Below are 15,011 nucleotides of genomic sequence, written 5' to 3'. Positions count from 1 at the left end.
AGTTTAGCGGCAGCCACTCCGGAGGCAAAGCGATCAAGAGGTGAGCGGCCCGCCGACTCCCCCATATGTGCGCATCCCTGGATCGAAAAGGGAGAAACGAACGTGAAAATCACGAAAATCGCGGCGGCGACCACTGCCACCGCTGCCCTGGCCCTGGGTCTCGCCGCTTGTGGAAGCGGGGACTCCACCGACACCAAGCCGACCGCTGCCGCGTCGGCGGCGGCCAGCGGTCCGAAGTTCGCCGGCCAGACTCTGACCGTCTGGCGTCTCGGCGCCCCCACCGACGTCTTCCAGAAGTACATGGACGACCTGGGCGCCAAGTTCAAGGAGCAGACGGGCGCCGACGCCAAAGTCCAGTGGATCCCCTGGCCCGACGCGCAGAAGAAGTGGACCGCCGCGCTCGCCGGCGGTGAGGGCCCGGACGTCACCGAGTTCGGCAACGACCAGGTCGCGGCCTGGGTGCAGCAGGACGCGCTGGCCGACATCACGGACGTGACGAAGAACGACGCCGATCTCCAGCAGATCCCGCAGAACCTGTGGAGCTACGAGACGATCGACGGCAAGGTCTACGCGGCTCCCTGGGGCGGCGGCACCCGCGCCGTCCTCTACCGCAAGGACTGGTTCGACAAGCTGGGCATCACGGTCCCCAAGACCTGGGACGAGCTCATCGCCGCAGGCAAGAAGATCGTGGAGAAGGAGGGCAAGGACGTCGACGGCTTCGCCTTCAACGGCGGCTCCGACGCGAACATGTCCCTGTCGCCGTTCGTCTGGTCCGCCGGTGGCGACTTCGCCGCCTTCGAGGGCGGCAAGTGGGTCGGCAAGCTCACCGACCCGGCCTTCAAGGAGGGCTTCCAGTTCTACACGGACCTGGTCGCCAAGGACGGCGTGTCCGGCAAGGGCCGCCTGACGCAGAACTCCGTGGACATCGCCCAGCGCTTCGCCGCCGGCAAGGTCGGCATGTACGTCACGGGCGGCTGGGACATCGCGTCCATCAAGGAGCAGAGCAAGGGCAAGATCGACGAGTCGAAGATGGGCTTCTTCTCGCTCCCGGCCAAGGACGGCAGTGGCCCGGCCCCGGCCTTCCAGGGCGGCAACGACATCGCCATCTGGAAGGACACCAAGAACCTCGAGCTCGCCACCGAGTACCTCAAGCTCGCCGCGGGCAAGGAGTTCGGCGTCCGGTACGCCAAGGAGGGCGGCCTGCTTCCGCTCTACCCGGACGCGCTCCAGGAGATGGGCAACGACCCGGCGCAGAAGCCGTTCACGGACACCTTCAAGGTGGCCAAGGGCTTCCCGGCCAGCCCGAACTGGGCCGAGGCCAACGACACCAAGGCGGTGCTGCAGAACGCGGCCCGCGCGGTGATCGACGGCAAGAAGACCGTCGACCAGGCTCTGGCGGACGCCAACACCGAGCTTGAGACGATCCTCAACCAGTAGGGATCATGACCCAGACGTCAACCATCGCACGGGGCGGGGGCCACCCCTCCGCCCCGTCGCGGCGGCACACGACACGGCCGCCGCGCGGGTCCGGCCTCCCCAACGGGGCGGTGCCCTACGTCCTCCTCCTGCCCGGCCTGCTGATCATCGGCGCCCTTCTGCTCTACCCGCTGTACCAGATGGTCGACATGTCCTTCCACAAGGTGGGACTGCGGCAGATCAAGGCCACCAACCCCGCGCCCGCCGAGTTCGTGGGGCTGGACAACTACGACACGGTCCTCGGCTCCGACCTGTTCTGGTCGTCGCTGCGCAACACGGTCGTCTTCGCGGTCGTCACCGTGGCGCTGACACTCGTCCTCGGGACCCTTGTCGGCCTTCTGCTCAACAAGCTCGGCAAGAAGATGTCGACGTTCGTCATCATCGGCATCATGGCCGCGTGGGCCACCCCGCCCACCGCGCGGGCCATCATCTGGAAGTGGCTGTTCGACCCCTCCTCGGGCGTCGCGAACTGGGCGCTGAACCTCCTCCCCGACGGGCTGTCCAGGCTGCTCTTCGGCCGGGCGGACTGGAGCGAGTACCCCTGGTTCAACGACACCTTCACGCTCTACCTCGTGCTCACCATCGCGGTGGTCTGGGCGTCGTTCCCCTTCATCGCGGTGTCCGTCCTCGCCGGGCTCAAGAGCATCTCCGCCGAGCTGTACGAGGCGGCGACGATGGACGGCTCGACCGGATTCACCACGTTCAGGAAGATCACCTTCCCGCTGCTGAAGCCGGTGTTCTCGGTCCTGACGGTGCTGTCCATCATCTGGGACTTCAAGGTCTTCACCGAGCTGTACCTGCTGAACGGCGGCACGGTGAACCGCGACGCGTTCAACCTGTCGCTGTGGGGCTACGCCGAGGCGTTCAGCAATCCCCCGAAGATGGGCCTGGGCGCCGCCATCGCGGTCGTGCTGACGGCCATCCTGATGGTGATCACCTTCGTGTACGTCCGGCAGATCGTGAAGACGGAGGACGTCCGATGAACCCTCTCGTCCGCAAGAGGATCAATCGGGCCGCGCTCAACGCGGCCGGCGTCGCGGTGTTCCTGTTCGCGGTCTTCCCCGTCTACTGGATGGTGGCCACGGCCTTCAAGCCGGATGACCAGATCTTCACCACGAGCTTCATCCCGTTCCCGAGCCCGCCGTCGATGGACCACGTGTCCCGCGTCCTCACGAAGGGCGTCGCCGGCCACTCCATCTGGCGCTACCTGGGGAACAGCGCCATCGTGGCGCTCAGCGCGGTCGCGATCGGTGCCGTCTTCGCCCTGTTCGCGGCGACCGCGGTCGCCCGGTTTCGGTTCCGGTTCCGGACGACGTTCCTGATCCTGCTGCTGATCGTGCAGATGGTGCCTGCCGAGGCCCTGCTGATCCCGCTGTTCACCATGGTCAAGCGGCTCGGCCTGTACGACCAGTTACCCGGCCTGATCGTGATCAACGTCGGCCTGAGCCTGCCCTTCTCCGTCTGGATGCTGCGGACCTTCGTGGCCGCCGTGCCGAAGGAGCTGGAGGAGGCGTCCTGGATCGACGGCGCCAGCCGGTTCACGACCTTCTGGAAGGTCCTGTTCCCGCTGGTCGCTCCCGGACTGGTGGCCACGAGCATCTTCTCGTTCATCACCGCGTGGAACGAGTTCATCTTCGCCCTCACGCTGATCGGCGACCAGGGCAAGTACACCATGCCGATCGCGTTGCAGTTCTTCGTCGGCCAGCGGTCGACCGACTGGGGCGGGATCATGGCCGCCTCGACCCTGATGACCATCCCGGTCCTCATCTTCTTCCTGCTGGTCCAGCGGCGCATGGTCTCCGGCCTGGTCGCGGGCGCAGTCAAGGGATAATCCCTCTCCGGGCACCGGTACGGCTACCGCCCCACGAGGGCGTCGCCGTACCGGACGTGCCCGCGACCCATACCAACACCTCTAGGTAAGGACAGCATGTCTGCCTCTTCCCGCGTGCCCAGTGAGCTGCATCGTCTCGCGGCCGGCACGCTGCTCGTGGCCTTCCAGGGCACGACCGCCCCCGACTGGGTTCTGCGAGGGCTGGAGGGTGGCCTCGGTGGCGTCACCCTCTTCGGCTTCAACGTGCGCGGCGCGGATCAGCTCGCGGCCCTCACCGGAGAGCTGAACGGCGCGGGCCGCCCCGTCATCTCCCTCGACGAGGAGGGCGGCGACGTCACCCGGCTGGCCTACCACACCGGGAGCCCCTATCCGGGGAACGCGGCGCTGGGAGCCGTCGACGACGTGGACCTCACCGAGCGGGTCTATCACTCCATCGGCTCCGACCTGGCCCGCTGCGGCGTGAACCTCGACATGGGCCCGGTCGCCGACGTCAACACCGCCGACGACAACCCGGTCATCGGCACCCGGTCGTTCGGCTCCACCGCGGAGCTGGTGGCCAGGCACACGGTCGCCGCCATCCGCGGCCTGCAGTCCCTCAGGGTCGCCGCCTGCGTCAAGCACTTCCCCGGCCACGGCGCCACCCGGCAGGACTCCCACCTGGAGATCCCGCTCGTGGACGCGTCGAGGGAGCTGCTGTGGGAGCGGGAGCTGGTCCCGTTCCGCGCGGCCATAGAAGCGGGCACCAAGTCGATCATGACGGCCCACGTGGCCGTCCCGCACCTGACCGGAACGTCTCCCGCCACGCTCAGCAGCGAGGCGCTGACGACCCTGCTGCGCCAGGAGATGGGCTACGACGGCGTCGTGGTCACCGACGCCCTGGACATGCACGCGATCACCAAGAGCGTCGGCCTCGGCGGCGGCGGCGTACGCTCCCTCGCCGCGGGATCCGACCTCCTCTGCCTCGGGCCGCTTCCCACACCGGACGAGATCGAGCGGATGCTGGCCGAGATCGTCGAGGCCGTCACCTCCGGCTGGCTGCCGTTGTCCCGGCTGGAGGAGGCCAACGAGCGGGTGGCGAGCCTTCGGGAGTGGTTCGCCTCACCCCGCCCCGACGCGGCCGAGAACAACGTCATCGGCCTCGACGCGGCCCGCCGCGCCGTCTCGCTCTCGGGCTCGGCGTCACCCCTGGTCGACCCCTTCGTGATCGAGGTCGACACGCCGCCGACCATCGCCGTCGGCGACGTGCCCTGGGGTGTCGCGCCGTGGCTGCCCGAGGCCGAGATCGTCCGGGTCAAGCCTGACGAGGCCGACCCCGCAGCGCTGCTGGAGCGCGCGACCGGCCGCTCGCTGATCATCGTCGTCAAGGACGCCCATCGGTACCCGCAGAGCCAGGGGTTCGTCTCCGCACTGCTCGCGGCCCGCTCCGACGCGATCCTGGTCGAGATGGGCCTGCCGATCTGGCGCCCCGAGGCCGCCGCCTACATCGCGACGTACGGCGCGGCCCGCGCCAACACCCAGGCGGCCGTCGAGCTGCTGACGGCCTAAGCGTTGACGGCCCAGCGTTTACGGCTACGACGCGAAGATCTCCTCACGGGCCTGTTCGAGCGCGGCGAGGACGGCGCCCCGGAGCACGGGGCTGCCGTCCACCTCGCTCGTGACCACCTGGGGGCGGATGGGGCAGATCCGGGCGACCGCCTCCTCCACTCGGGTGGTCAGGCTCGCGCCTCCCGCGAGGCCGATCTCGCCGGCCAGCACCACGAGGCCCGGGTCGAGCACCACGCACACCGACGCGACGCCGAGGGCGAGCCGGGAGGCGATCTCGTCCAGCATCCGGTCGCCGTCCGTCCCCGCGGACACGGCCGCGGTCACCCGGTCGGCCGCGCCGCCCTCGGCGAAGCCGTACTCCCCGGCGAGCTCGGTCACGGCCTCGGCGCTGATGAGGGACTGGAGGCCGCCGGCGAGCGACGGCATCCGCCCAGGCGTCGCCTTGACGTCCTCAGCCAATGGGACGCCGGGAACCGGCAGATAGCCGATCTCACCCGCGCTGCCGGAGCGGCCCCGGTGCAGCCGCCCGCCGAGCACGACCGCCAGGCCGATGCCCCGGCCGACCCACAGGAGGACGAAGTCGTCGACCTCCTGGGCGGCGCCCTTGGCCCGCTCGGCGATCGCGACCAGGTTCACGTCGTTCTCGATCGTCACGTCGCGGCGCAGATCCCTGGCGAGCGCCTCGTGGATGCCCTCGTGCCAGTGCGGCAGGTCGAAGGAGAACCGCACGTCTCCGGTGCGGGGGTCCACGACGCCGGGCGTGCCGATCACGACACCGCGCAGCCGCGACAGCGCGACCTTGGCCGACCGGCAGGCCTTCACGACCGCGTTGTGGACGATGGACACCGGGTCGTCGTGGCCGTTCGGCGAGGCCGTGACCTCGGCGACCACGTCGCCGTTGATGTCGGCGATCGCCGCGGTGACCGAGTCGGGGCCCACGTCCAGCCCGGCGACGTACGCGCATGACGGGATGACGCCGTAGAGAGCGGCGTTGGGCCCGCGGTTCCCGGCCTGTTCACCGACGACCTCGACCAGGCCGCGCTCTTCGAGGCGGGCCAGCGTCTGGGAGGCGGTGACCTTGGACAGCCCTGTCAGCTCGCCGATCTGGCCCCGCGTCAGCGGTCCCGAGGCCAGCAGCAGCTCCAGGGCGGCCCGGTCGTTGATCTCCCGGAGCAGCCTGGGCACCCCAGGTCGTCGCTCCATGCTCCTGCTTTCTATGGTGGGCCCCCGTCGCGCTCCAACAATCTGCGCTGGCAAATCGTCAACAAAGTTTCCTGCAAGCTTAGCGAGCGAACAAGCATGTGGAACGCTGTGGACCGGCTCTCATACCTCTCTGACCAGACACGAGGAAGACTCATGTGGAAGAAGCACTGGGCCCTGGTTTTAGGCGTGCCGCTGCTCTTCGATCTGTTAAGAGTTTTCCTACCCTCTCTCATCACTTTGTACGGCAGAGCGGGCGATACGCCACCGGAGCGGATGGGCCTGTTCGCGGCGGCCTGGTTCGCGATCCCGTTCGCCGCGATCCCCCTGTCCCGCCTGGTGACGCCACGCTGGATCCAGATAGGCGGCGCGGCCCTGCTCGTGGCGGCCCGCCTGGGCCTGCAGGCGACCGGCGGCGGCCCGCCCCAGCTCTACCTGGCATCCGCGGGCGTGTCCGCGGGTCTCGTCTTCCTGTACGGCTCCGCCCGCACGACGGAACGCGACGTCGTCCCCACCGCGCTGATGGCCGGGCTCGCCGCCTCGATGATCCTGCATATGACGCTCGACCAGGTCGATTTGGTCTGGCGCGACGGCCCGCTCCCCTGGCTCGCCGTAGTCATGATCTGCGCGCTCTTCCTCTGGTCGGTACGGCTTTCGCCCCCGTCCGGCGATCTCGCGCCCGCCGCCGTCTGGTTCGTGTTCGGCCCGGCGCTCCTGCTCACCGGCATGTGCTTCGGCGGCACGGGCTTCCTGGTCGACCAGACGGAGTCGCACTCGGCGCCGTTCACCGCCCTGTCCGTCGCGCTGCGGGTCGTGGCACTCTGCGCGGCCGTCGTCTACGCGTGGACGACCCGGTGGGGCTGGTGGGCCGGGCTCTTCCTGGTCCTCGGGGTGGCGCTCGCCGAAGGCGGCGTGACCGGCGTGCCCACCCTGGTGGCGGCGGCCGCCCTCGGCGCCTGCGTGGGCCTCGCCGGGCTCGGCACGACGCCGGGGCGGAGGAACGGCGCGGCGCTCCTGGGCGGGATGGCGGTGTTCCTCGTGGCCGCCTTTCTCTATTACGCCGCCTATGACGCCGATCTGGGCTTTCCCAACTGGCCGGTGCCCGTGGCGGTGGCCGTACTGGTCACCGTGATCGCCGCGCGGACGGCCCGGCGGCATGGGGCCGAACCGGTGCGGCGGGCGCCGAAAAAGTGGATCCACGTATCGGTGTCGCTGGGCCTGCTCGCCGGGCTGACGACCTGGCAGACCCTTCCGGCCGGGCGGGAGACCGGAAAGGCGGAGCTCACGCTCGTCGCCTACAACATCCGGATGGGCTTCGGCCTCAGGGGGACCCTGGACCTCGACCGGATCGCGGCCTGGGCCCGGACCAGGCACCCCGACGTCGTGCTGCTCAGCGAGGTCGACCGGGGCTGGCTGCTCAACGGCGGACACGACGACCTCGCGCGGATCGCCAGGGGCCTCGGCATGCGCTACCGCTTCGCCCCCGCCGCCGGTCATCTGTGGGGGGACGCGGTGCTCACCAACCTGCCGGTCCGGGAGGTGACGTCGGTCCCGCTCGGGCGGCACGGCCACCCGACGGGCGCGCAGGCGCAGTCCATTGTGCTGAGCGTCGGCGGGCGCCAGGTCGGGATCGTCAACACGCACCTCCAGGCTCCTCCGGGACAGGCTCCCGAGGTCGCCGCCATCGTCAGGCGGCTGGCGGCGGGCGCCCTGCCCCGTGGGATGGGGTTCGCCGAGCCCCGCCCCGTGATCCTGGCGGGCGACCTCAACACCACCCCGTCGGACCCCGAGATGCGCGTACTGGAGGCCGCGGGGCTGTCCGACCCCCTGATCGCGCTCGGCGATCCCCTCACCTCGCCCGCCGACCGCCCGGTGAAGCGGATCGACCACGTGCTGATCGGCCGGGGTCTGGAGGCGATCGAGGCCGACGCGCCGCGGGTGCCGTTCTCCGATCATCTCCCCGTCGTCGTGAGGCTGCGCCTCACCTGAGGTCAGGGCGGCGCGTCCCCCCGGGCGGCCTCGTGCTCGCGCACCTCGTCGATGTCGGCCAGCTTGCGCATGCCGTACACACTGCGGGCCATGCGCGGGTTGGCCGCCATCCGGTCCGCGTTGCGCGCGATGAACGACCAGTAGCCCGTGGTGTACGGGCAGGCGTCGTCTCCGGTCCGCCGGTTGGGGCGGTAGCGGCACTCCCCGCAGAAGTCGCTCATCCGGTTGATGTAGGCGCCGCTCGCGGCGTACGGCTTGGTGGCGAGCACGCCGCCGTCGGCGTGCTGGGACATGCCGACGACGTTGGGCGTCATCACCCAGTCGTAGCCGTCAACGAAACAGCGGTGGAACCAGTCGCTGAGCTGACGCGGGTCGAACCCACGCTGGAGCGCGTAGTTGCCCAGCACCATCAGGCGGACGATGTGGTGGGTGAACCCGTGGTCGCGGACCTGCGCGAGCGCCCACGACAGGCAGCGTGCCTCCACCGCGTCGGCGTCGAGCTCCGCGAACCACCGGGGCAGCGGGGTGTGGGCGGCCAGCAGGTTCTCGTCACGGTAGTCCGGCCCGAGGTGCCAGTAGAGGTGCCAGATGTAGTCACGCCAGCCGATGAGCTGCCGCACATAGCCCTCGACTCCGGCCAGCGGCGCCCTGCCCCGCCTGTAGGCCGTCTCCGCCGCCCGGACGCACTCCATCGGGTCGAGCAGGCCCAGATTGAGCGCGGGCGACAGCATGCTGTGCGCCATCACCCGGTCGCCGGAGAGCATGGCGTCCTGGTGGGGCCCGAAGGCCGGCAGCCGGTGGGCGACGAAGTGCGCCAGCGCCTCGGCCGCCTCGCCCCGGGTGGCGGGGAAGGCGCGCGGCGCGTCCCTGCCGACGAAGGACACCTCACCGTCGCGTTCCCAGCGGTCGAGGTCGCGGCGCACCTCCGCGTCGATCTCGTCCTCCTCCGGGCACCACGGCGCGGGGATGCCGAGACCGCGCGGCGGCGGAGGCTCCCGGTTGTCGGCGTCGAAGTTCCACCGGCCTCCCACGGGTTCGTCGCCCTCCATCAGCACGTCGAGCCGCCGCCGGGCCTCGCGGTAGAAGTCCTCCATGAGCAGCCTGTGGCGGCCGCGCCCGGCCGCCCAGGCGGCGAAGTCCTCCTGGGATGTGGTGAAGCCCCGCGCGGGCAGTACGGCCACCCCCTCCAGGCCGGAGACGAAGGCGAGCGCCGCGTGGCTGGTCGGCTGGCAGACGCTCAGCTCGCCCTTGACCCGGTCGAGCGCCTCACCGTACGTGCGGGTTCTGGCGAAGACCGCCTGGTCGCCGAGCTCGGCGGCGCGGTGGCGGAGGGCGGAGAGCACCAGATGGGCCTTCTGCCGGTGGAAGCGCCTTCTCCGCAGCACCGACCGGGCCTCGACCAGCAGCACCGGCTGGTCGGGAGAGTCCAGGAAGTGGTCCCCGAGCTGGTCGGCGAACAGCCATCGTCTGGTCGCTTTCCCCATGCTTCAGGCTACGACCGTGCCGGTTGACGACATTGATGGGGCCACTTGTCAGGTTGCCGTCTAACCAGTGCCAACCAGGCGGGATAATCGACTACATGCGACTTTCTGCCCGTGTCGACTACGCACTCCGTGCCGCCGCCGAGCTCGCCGCCGCGGGCGAGGGACCCACCACGGTGGGCGAGCTGGCCAAGGGGCAGGAGATGCCCCCCAAATACCTGGAGAACATCCTGCTCCAGATGCGCCGCGCCGGCCTTGTCCGTGGCCAGCGGGGTCCAGAGGGGGGCTACGTCCTGGCCCGTCCGGCCGGCCAGATCTCCCTGGCCGACGTGATCCGCGCGGTGGACGGCCCACTGGCCAACGTCCGCGGAGAGCGTCCCGAGCACGTCGGTTATCTGGGCGCCGCCCAGGCCCTCCAGCAGGTGTGGATCGCGCTGCGGGCCAGTGAGCGGGCCATCCTCGAAGCGGTCACGCTGGAGCAGATCGCCAAGGGCGAGCTGCCGCCGCGGGTGACCGAGCTGTCGTCCGACCCCTCCGCGTGGGACTCGCACACGCCGGTCTGACATGCCCGAAGGTGACGCATGCCCGAAGGTGACGCCGTCTACCGGACGGCGAAACGGCTGAGGGAGGCGCTCGACGGCCGGACGCTGACCCGGTCCGACTTCCGGGTGCCCCGGCACGCCACCGCCGACCTGCGCGGCCGAGCCGTCCTCACGACCGTCCCGCGCGGAAAGCACATCCTCACACGCGTGGAGGGCGGCCTGACGGTCCACACGCATCTGCGGATGGACGGAAGCTGGCGGGTCTCCCCGGCCGGACGCCCGGCGCCCAGGGGCGATGTCGTCCGGCTGATCCTGGCCAACGCCCAATGGCAGGCCATGGGGATCAAGCTCGGAATGGTGGACCTGGTCCCCACGGACCGGGAGGACCGGGTCGTCGGCCATCTCGGGCCCGATCTGCTCGGGCCGGACTGGGACGCCGCGGCAGCCGTACGGAACCTGCTGGAAGACCCCGGCCGCACGATCGGGGAGGCGCTCCTGGACCAGAGCGTCCTGGCGGGGATCGGCACGATCTGGCGGGCCGAGACGCTGTTCGGGGCCCGTCTGTCGCCGTGGCGCACGGTGGGGTCGATCCCACCCGGTGATCTGGAGTCGCTGGTGACGCTCGCGCACGAACTCATGGACACGAGCAAGGACGCTCCGCTGCCCGTCACGACGGGCGACCTTCGACCGGGGCGCTCACTGTTCGTGTACGGCAGGGCGCGCCGCCCTTGCCGTCGTTGCGGTAATCCGGTCAGTCGCGGAGAGATGGGCGCACAGCCGTACGAACGGCTGATCTACTGGTGCCCGGCGTGCCAGCCAGGCTGATCAAGCGGCGACCATGTCCTTGACCTCGGGGAAACCACCGAAGTCCGGACCGGCCGGGACGGTCTCCGGAATGGGCAGCCGCTCGTGCTCCGGCACATCGGCCAGAACCGGGGCAGCCTGAAGCTCGGCGAGCGCGAACTGGTCGGAAACCTCACGCAGCACCTGGGAAAGCGGCACGCCGAGCGCGCCACAGATCGAGGCGAGCAGCTCCGAGGACGCCTCCTTCTGACCGCGCTCCACCTCGGACAGGTAGCCGAGTGAGACACGGGCCAGAGTCGACACCTCGCGAAGGGTGCGATTCTGCCGCACCCTCAGCCGCCGCAGCACGTCACCGAGCAGCTGACGCAGCAGGATCATCTGTCGCTCCCTCCCCAGCGGGGGCGCCTTCACGACGCCTCGCGCGGTGGGCTCATTTCGCCCGTTCTTCGAACGCCCTTCGTACATACTCCTCGCCGTCATCATTGGTTCGCTCGGCCCCTTCGCCGGGCGTGCGCCTGACTTGCTCCTCGCCGATGGCTCACGGACCTCACTCACAGCTCCACCGTACCTGTAGAGAGCAACACCGCGGCAGACCGTGGTGAGCATGTTCGCTGGGGACGTAACGCGGTAATCACCCGGAATGTTCCCCCAAATTTGCCTCCAGCACACCTCTAAGCAGGTCCAAAGCCTCCATACATGTCGTCTTTCTGATCGCGTCGCGGTCCCCGTTGAGGCGTACGTCCCGGTGCCAGACACGGCCGTCCGGGCCCCACAGGGCGATGTGGACCGTGCCCACCGGCTTGCCGTCCTGCGTGTCGGGACCGGCGACCCCGGTCACCGCGAGGCCGTAGTCGGACTTTGTGAGATTGCGCACTCCCCCGGCCATCGCCTCGGCCACGTCGGGATGCACCGCGCCCTCCTTGTCCAGCAGGTCACAGGGCACATCGAGCAGGGACGACTTCAGCTCGGTCGCGTACGCGACGACGCCGCCGCGGAAGGCCGCCGAGGCCCCCATGGGCCCGGTCAGCGTCGCGCCGATCAGCCCGCCGGTCAGCGACTCGGCCACGGACACCGTGGCTCCCTGCCGGACCAGCAGGGAGAGGATCTGCGCCGCGGTGCCCATCATCGGCCGCTCACCATTGGGCCGCTCACCACTCGGCTGCCCACCACTCGGCTGCTCGTCATTCGGCTCTCGCGCTCCTCGCCACCTGCCTGAGCCGGATCGCCCGGACCACGTAGTCGGCGCCAGTGCCCACGGTCACGGCCAGCGCCAGGCCCATGGCGGCCCACCGCACCAGCCCCGGGATCCCCGGCACGATGTAGAGCGCGATGGCCAGGATCTGCAGCACGGTCTTGACCTTGCCGCCGTAGCTCGCCGGGATGACGCCGTGCCGGATCACCATGAAGCGCAGCAGGGTCACCCCCGCCTCCCTGGCGATGATCACGATGGTGACCCACCACGGGATCTCACCGAGGATCGACAGGCTGACCAGCGCCGCGCCGATCAGCGCCTTGTCCGCGATCGGGTCGGCGATCTTCCCGAAGTCGGTGATCAGGGCGTACTTGCGGGCGAGCCAGCCGTCGAGCTGGTCGGTGAGGGACGCGAGGAGGAAGACCCCCAAGGCGGCGATCCGCCAGCCCGGCCCCTCGAAGAAGAGGAACACCGTGAAGACCGGCACGATGGCCAGCCGCGCGATGGTCAGCGCGTTCGCGATGTTCCAGGTGCTCACCCGCCGCACCTGCCCGGCGAGCGCGACATCGGCGGGCGCGTCGCACCCGGCCTCGTCCAGGGCGTCGGCCAACGCGGCGACCCGGACGTCCGCCGGCGCATCGGCTCGCGCATCGGCGACCGGGGACGCGGACGGTCCCGGCACCATCTCCGGGGTGCTCGGCGGCGCGCCGACCGGTGGCTCGATGCGCTCCGTCATGCGCCTGCCTTGATGCGGGCGATCAGGTCAACCCCCTCGGAGTCGACGGCGACCGCCTGGACGATCTGGCCGGAGACCAGGCCGATGCCCTGCACGGTGACCGCGCCGTCCACCTCGGGGCCCTGGTGCGCCGCACGCCCCTCGTAGCCGCCGTCGCCCAGATCCTCCTCGATGAGCACCTCCAGGTCGGCGCCGATGCGCTCCTCGGCCCGCTGGGTCGTGAGCTCCTCGGCGAGCTCGGTGAGGACGGCGACCCGCTCGTCGATGGTCTCCTGGTCGAGCTTGCCGTCGAAGGAGAACGCCTCGGTGCCGTCCTCATCGGAGTAACCGAAGACTCCGATGACGTCGAGCCTGGCCTCCTCCAGGAAGCCCACCAGCTCGTCGAAGTGGTCCTGGGTCTCGCCGGGGAAGCCGACGATGAAGTTGGACCGCACGCCCGCCTCCGGGGCCTTCTCGCGGATCTGCTCCAGCAGGTCCAGGAAGCGCCGCGGGTCGCCGAAGCGCCGCATGCGGCGCAGCACCGGACCGCTCGCGTGCTGGAAGGACAGGTCGAAGTACGGCGCGACGCCCTCGGTGGAGGCGATGACGTCGAGCAGGCCGGGGCGGAGCTCGGCCGGCTGGAGGTAGCTGACCCGGACCCGCTCGATGCCGTCGGTCCCGGCGAGCTGGGGCAGCAGCTTCTCCAGGGCCCTCAGGTCGCCCAGGTCCTTGCCGTAGGAGGTCGAGTTCTCGCTGACGAGCACGAGCTCCTTGACGCCCTCCCCCGCGAGCCAGCGGGCCTCGGCGAGCAGGTCCTCGGGGCTCCTGGACACGTACGACCCGCGGAACGCCGGGATCGCGCAGAAGGTGCAGCGGCGGTCGCAGCCGGACGCGAGCTTCAGCGAGGCCACCGGCCCCCCGGAGAGCCGCTTCCTGAGCGTCCTCGGGCCGCTGGCGGGCGCGACGCCGTCCGGCAGAGCGCCGTGGCCGGGGATGTGCGCCTGCGCGGCCGAACGGTTCACCGGGGTGATGGGCAGCAGCGTCCGGCGGTCACGCGGCGAGTGTGGCGTCAGCGTCTTGCCGGCCAGCACGTCGTCGAGCCGCGCCCCGATGTCCGTGTAGTCGTCGAAGGAGATCACGGCGGCCTCGGGCAGCGCGTCGGCGAGCTGTTCGCCGTACCGCTCGGCCATGCAGCCCGCCGCGACGACCTTGGCGCCGGAGTCGGCCGCAGCGAGCAGCGTGTCGATGGAGTCCTTCTTCGCCGAGTCGATGAAGCCGCACGTGTTGACGACGACGACGTCCGGGTCGTCGTCGCCCATGCGCCAGCCGGCGGCCTCCAGCCGGGCGGCCAGCTCCTCGGAGTCGACCTCGTTGCGGGCGCAGCCCAATGTGACCAGCGATACGGTTCGGCGAGATGACATGATGAAACTACGGTATCGGGAGTCGGCCACTATCGGGCACTCGGGATGCCCGCCCCGAACGAGCGCTTCACCGTTTGGCCGTCTTTGCCCAGAGTTCCGACGTCCTTCCCGTTGACCTCCAGCCGCACCGCTCCCGCGTCGCCGATGGTGACCCGCAGCCGGTCCTCGGCCGACCATGTGGAGCTCTTCCCCTGCTGCAGAGCGCCCTGGAAGAGCCGGTGGCCCTTGGCGTCCTTGACGTTGATCCAGGTCGGCTTGACCGCGAAGACCTTGAGCACGACGCGCTCCCGGGCGGCCGGGGCCGGCGCCCTGGCGTGCTGCGCCGCCGCCTCCGGCGCGGAGATCCGCAGCTCGGCAGCCTGGCCCTTCCCGCCTGACCCGCTGAGGAGCCGGACGAGCACGAAGACCACGATGACGGCCAGCGCGACCGCCACGGCCACCGTCCAGCCCGGAACGCGGCGCATGTGGTTGCCCCGGTGGGCGTCGTCCACCTTGAACACGGTGGCCGCCCTCACCGGCGGTGGAGCACCGCCGTGGACCTCGTCGTACTCCCGGATGATGTCCTCGGGCTCCAGCCCGAGGTAGGACGCGATGGCACGGATGTGGCCGCGCGCGTAGAAGTCGCCGCCGCAGGCGGAGAAGTCGTCGCGCTCGATCCCGTCGATGATCGCTTCACGGATGTGCGTGCGGCTGCTCAGCTGACTGACCGTCAGCCTCGCCTGCTGCCGCGCTTCCGACAAAGCAGCGCCAACGCTCATATGGTCACGCCCCCCTGCCCGAGCCTGCGCTCGTCCCACGTTGCGTAGTTAGTCACA

14 protein-coding genes are annotated in these 15,011 nt (G+C 70.2%); 7 read left to right on the top strand and 7 right to left on the bottom strand.

Going from position 1 to position 15,011, the window contains the following annotated elements; all coding sequences use genetic code 11:
• Positions 1–102: 102 nt before the first annotated feature.
• From N5079_RS22010 to N5079_RS21995, 4 genes are all read left to right on the top strand, one after another.
• A complete protein-coding gene (locus N5079_RS22010; RefSeq protein ID WP_261585855.1) occupies positions 103–1,437 on the top strand; it encodes a sugar ABC transporter substrate-binding protein in 1,335 nt (444 codons plus the stop codon).
• 5 nt (positions 1,438–1,442) lie between these two features.
• Positions 1,443–2,459, top strand: a complete 1,017-nt coding sequence (locus tag N5079_RS22005) for a carbohydrate ABC transporter permease (protein ID WP_261585854.1) — start codon at positions 1,443–1,445, stop codon at positions 2,457–2,459.
• Entirely contained in the window at positions 2,456–3,307 is an 852-nt protein-coding gene (locus N5079_RS22000) for a carbohydrate ABC transporter permease (RefSeq protein ID WP_261585853.1), read from the top strand. Before N5079_RS22005 ends, N5079_RS22000 begins: the two co-directional genes overlap by 4 nt.
• A 96-nt stretch (positions 3,308–3,403) precedes the next feature.
• Positions 3,404–4,852, top strand: a complete 1,449-nt coding sequence (locus N5079_RS21995; protein WP_261585852.1) for a glycoside hydrolase family 3 protein — start codon at positions 3,404–3,406, stop codon at positions 4,850–4,852.
• A 24-nt stretch (positions 4,853–4,876) separates the two neighbouring features.
• On the opposite strand, the gene N5079_RS21990 is transcribed toward N5079_RS21995, so the two are convergent.
• Positions 4,877–6,055: an ROK family transcriptional regulator gene (locus N5079_RS21990; RefSeq protein WP_261585851.1), complete on the bottom strand. Its 1,179-nt coding sequence runs from the start codon at positions 6,053–6,055 to the stop codon at positions 4,877–4,879.
• Between the two features lie 273 nt (positions 6,056–6,328).
• Between N5079_RS21990 and N5079_RS21985 the strand changes: the two genes are divergently transcribed.
• A complete protein-coding gene (locus tag N5079_RS21985) occupies positions 6,329–8,041 on the top strand; it encodes an endonuclease/exonuclease/phosphatase family protein (protein WP_261585850.1) in 1,713 nt (570 codons plus the stop codon).
• Positions 8,042–8,043: 2 nt separating this feature from the next.
• Here the strand turns inward: N5079_RS21985 and N5079_RS21980 are convergent, their stop codons facing one another.
• Positions 8,044–9,525: a cryptochrome/photolyase family protein gene (locus N5079_RS21980; protein ID WP_261585849.1), complete on the bottom strand. Its 1,482-nt coding sequence runs from the start codon at positions 9,523–9,525 to the stop codon at positions 8,044–8,046.
• Positions 9,526–9,620: 95 nt separating this feature from the next.
• Between N5079_RS21980 and N5079_RS21975 the strand changes: the two genes are divergently transcribed.
• Both N5079_RS21975 and N5079_RS21970 read left to right on the top strand, forming a co-directional pair.
• Positions 9,621–10,085, top strand: coding sequence for an RrF2 family transcriptional regulator (locus tag N5079_RS21975; protein ID WP_261585848.1), 465 nt, complete (start codon positions 9,621–9,623; stop codon positions 10,083–10,085).
• An 18-nt stretch (positions 10,086–10,103) separates the two neighbouring features.
• Positions 10,104–10,889, top strand: a complete 786-nt coding sequence (locus N5079_RS21970) for an Fpg/Nei family DNA glycosylase (RefSeq protein WP_261585847.1) — start codon at positions 10,104–10,106, stop codon at positions 10,887–10,889.
• Here the strand turns inward: N5079_RS21970 and N5079_RS21965 are convergent, their stop codons facing one another.
• The 5 genes from N5079_RS21965 to N5079_RS21945 all read right to left on the bottom strand — a co-directional run bounded on the left by N5079_RS21965 (position 10,890) and on the right by N5079_RS21945 (position 14,954).
• A complete protein-coding gene (locus tag N5079_RS21965; protein ID WP_261585846.1) occupies positions 10,890–11,246 on the bottom strand; it encodes a helix-turn-helix domain-containing protein in 357 nt (118 codons plus the stop codon).
• A gap of 253 nt (positions 11,247–11,499) precedes the next feature.
• Positions 11,500–11,994, bottom strand: coding sequence for a CinA family protein (locus N5079_RS21960; RefSeq protein WP_261585845.1), 495 nt, complete (start codon positions 11,992–11,994; stop codon positions 11,500–11,502).
• A gap of 55 nt (positions 11,995–12,049) precedes the next feature.
• The gene (gene pgsA / locus N5079_RS21955) at positions 12,050–12,796 is read right to left on the bottom strand and encodes a CDP-diacylglycerol--glycerol-3-phosphate 3-phosphatidyltransferase (protein ID WP_410007819.1); all 747 of its coding nucleotides are present in this window, start codon (positions 12,794–12,796) and stop codon (positions 12,050–12,052) included.
• Positions 12,793–14,196 (bottom strand): 30S ribosomal protein S12 methylthiotransferase RimO, encoded by a 1,404-nt coding sequence (rimO, locus tag N5079_RS21950; RefSeq protein ID WP_261585844.1) that lies wholly within the window; start codon positions 14,194–14,196, stop codon positions 12,793–12,795. Before rimO ends, pgsA begins: the two co-directional genes overlap by 4 nt.
• Positions 14,197–14,225: 29 nt before the next feature.
• A complete protein-coding gene (locus N5079_RS21945; RefSeq protein WP_261585843.1) occupies positions 14,226–14,954 on the bottom strand; it encodes a helix-turn-helix domain-containing protein in 729 nt (242 codons plus the stop codon).
• Between the last annotated feature and the right edge of the window lie 57 nt (positions 14,955–15,011).

Source organism: Planotetraspora sp. A-T 1434 (assembly GCF_025420585.1).
Lineage (GTDB): Bacteria > Actinomycetota > Actinomycetes > Streptosporangiales > Streptosporangiaceae > JAOEGB01.
This window is presented reverse-complemented; position numbering and strand designations above follow the sequence as displayed.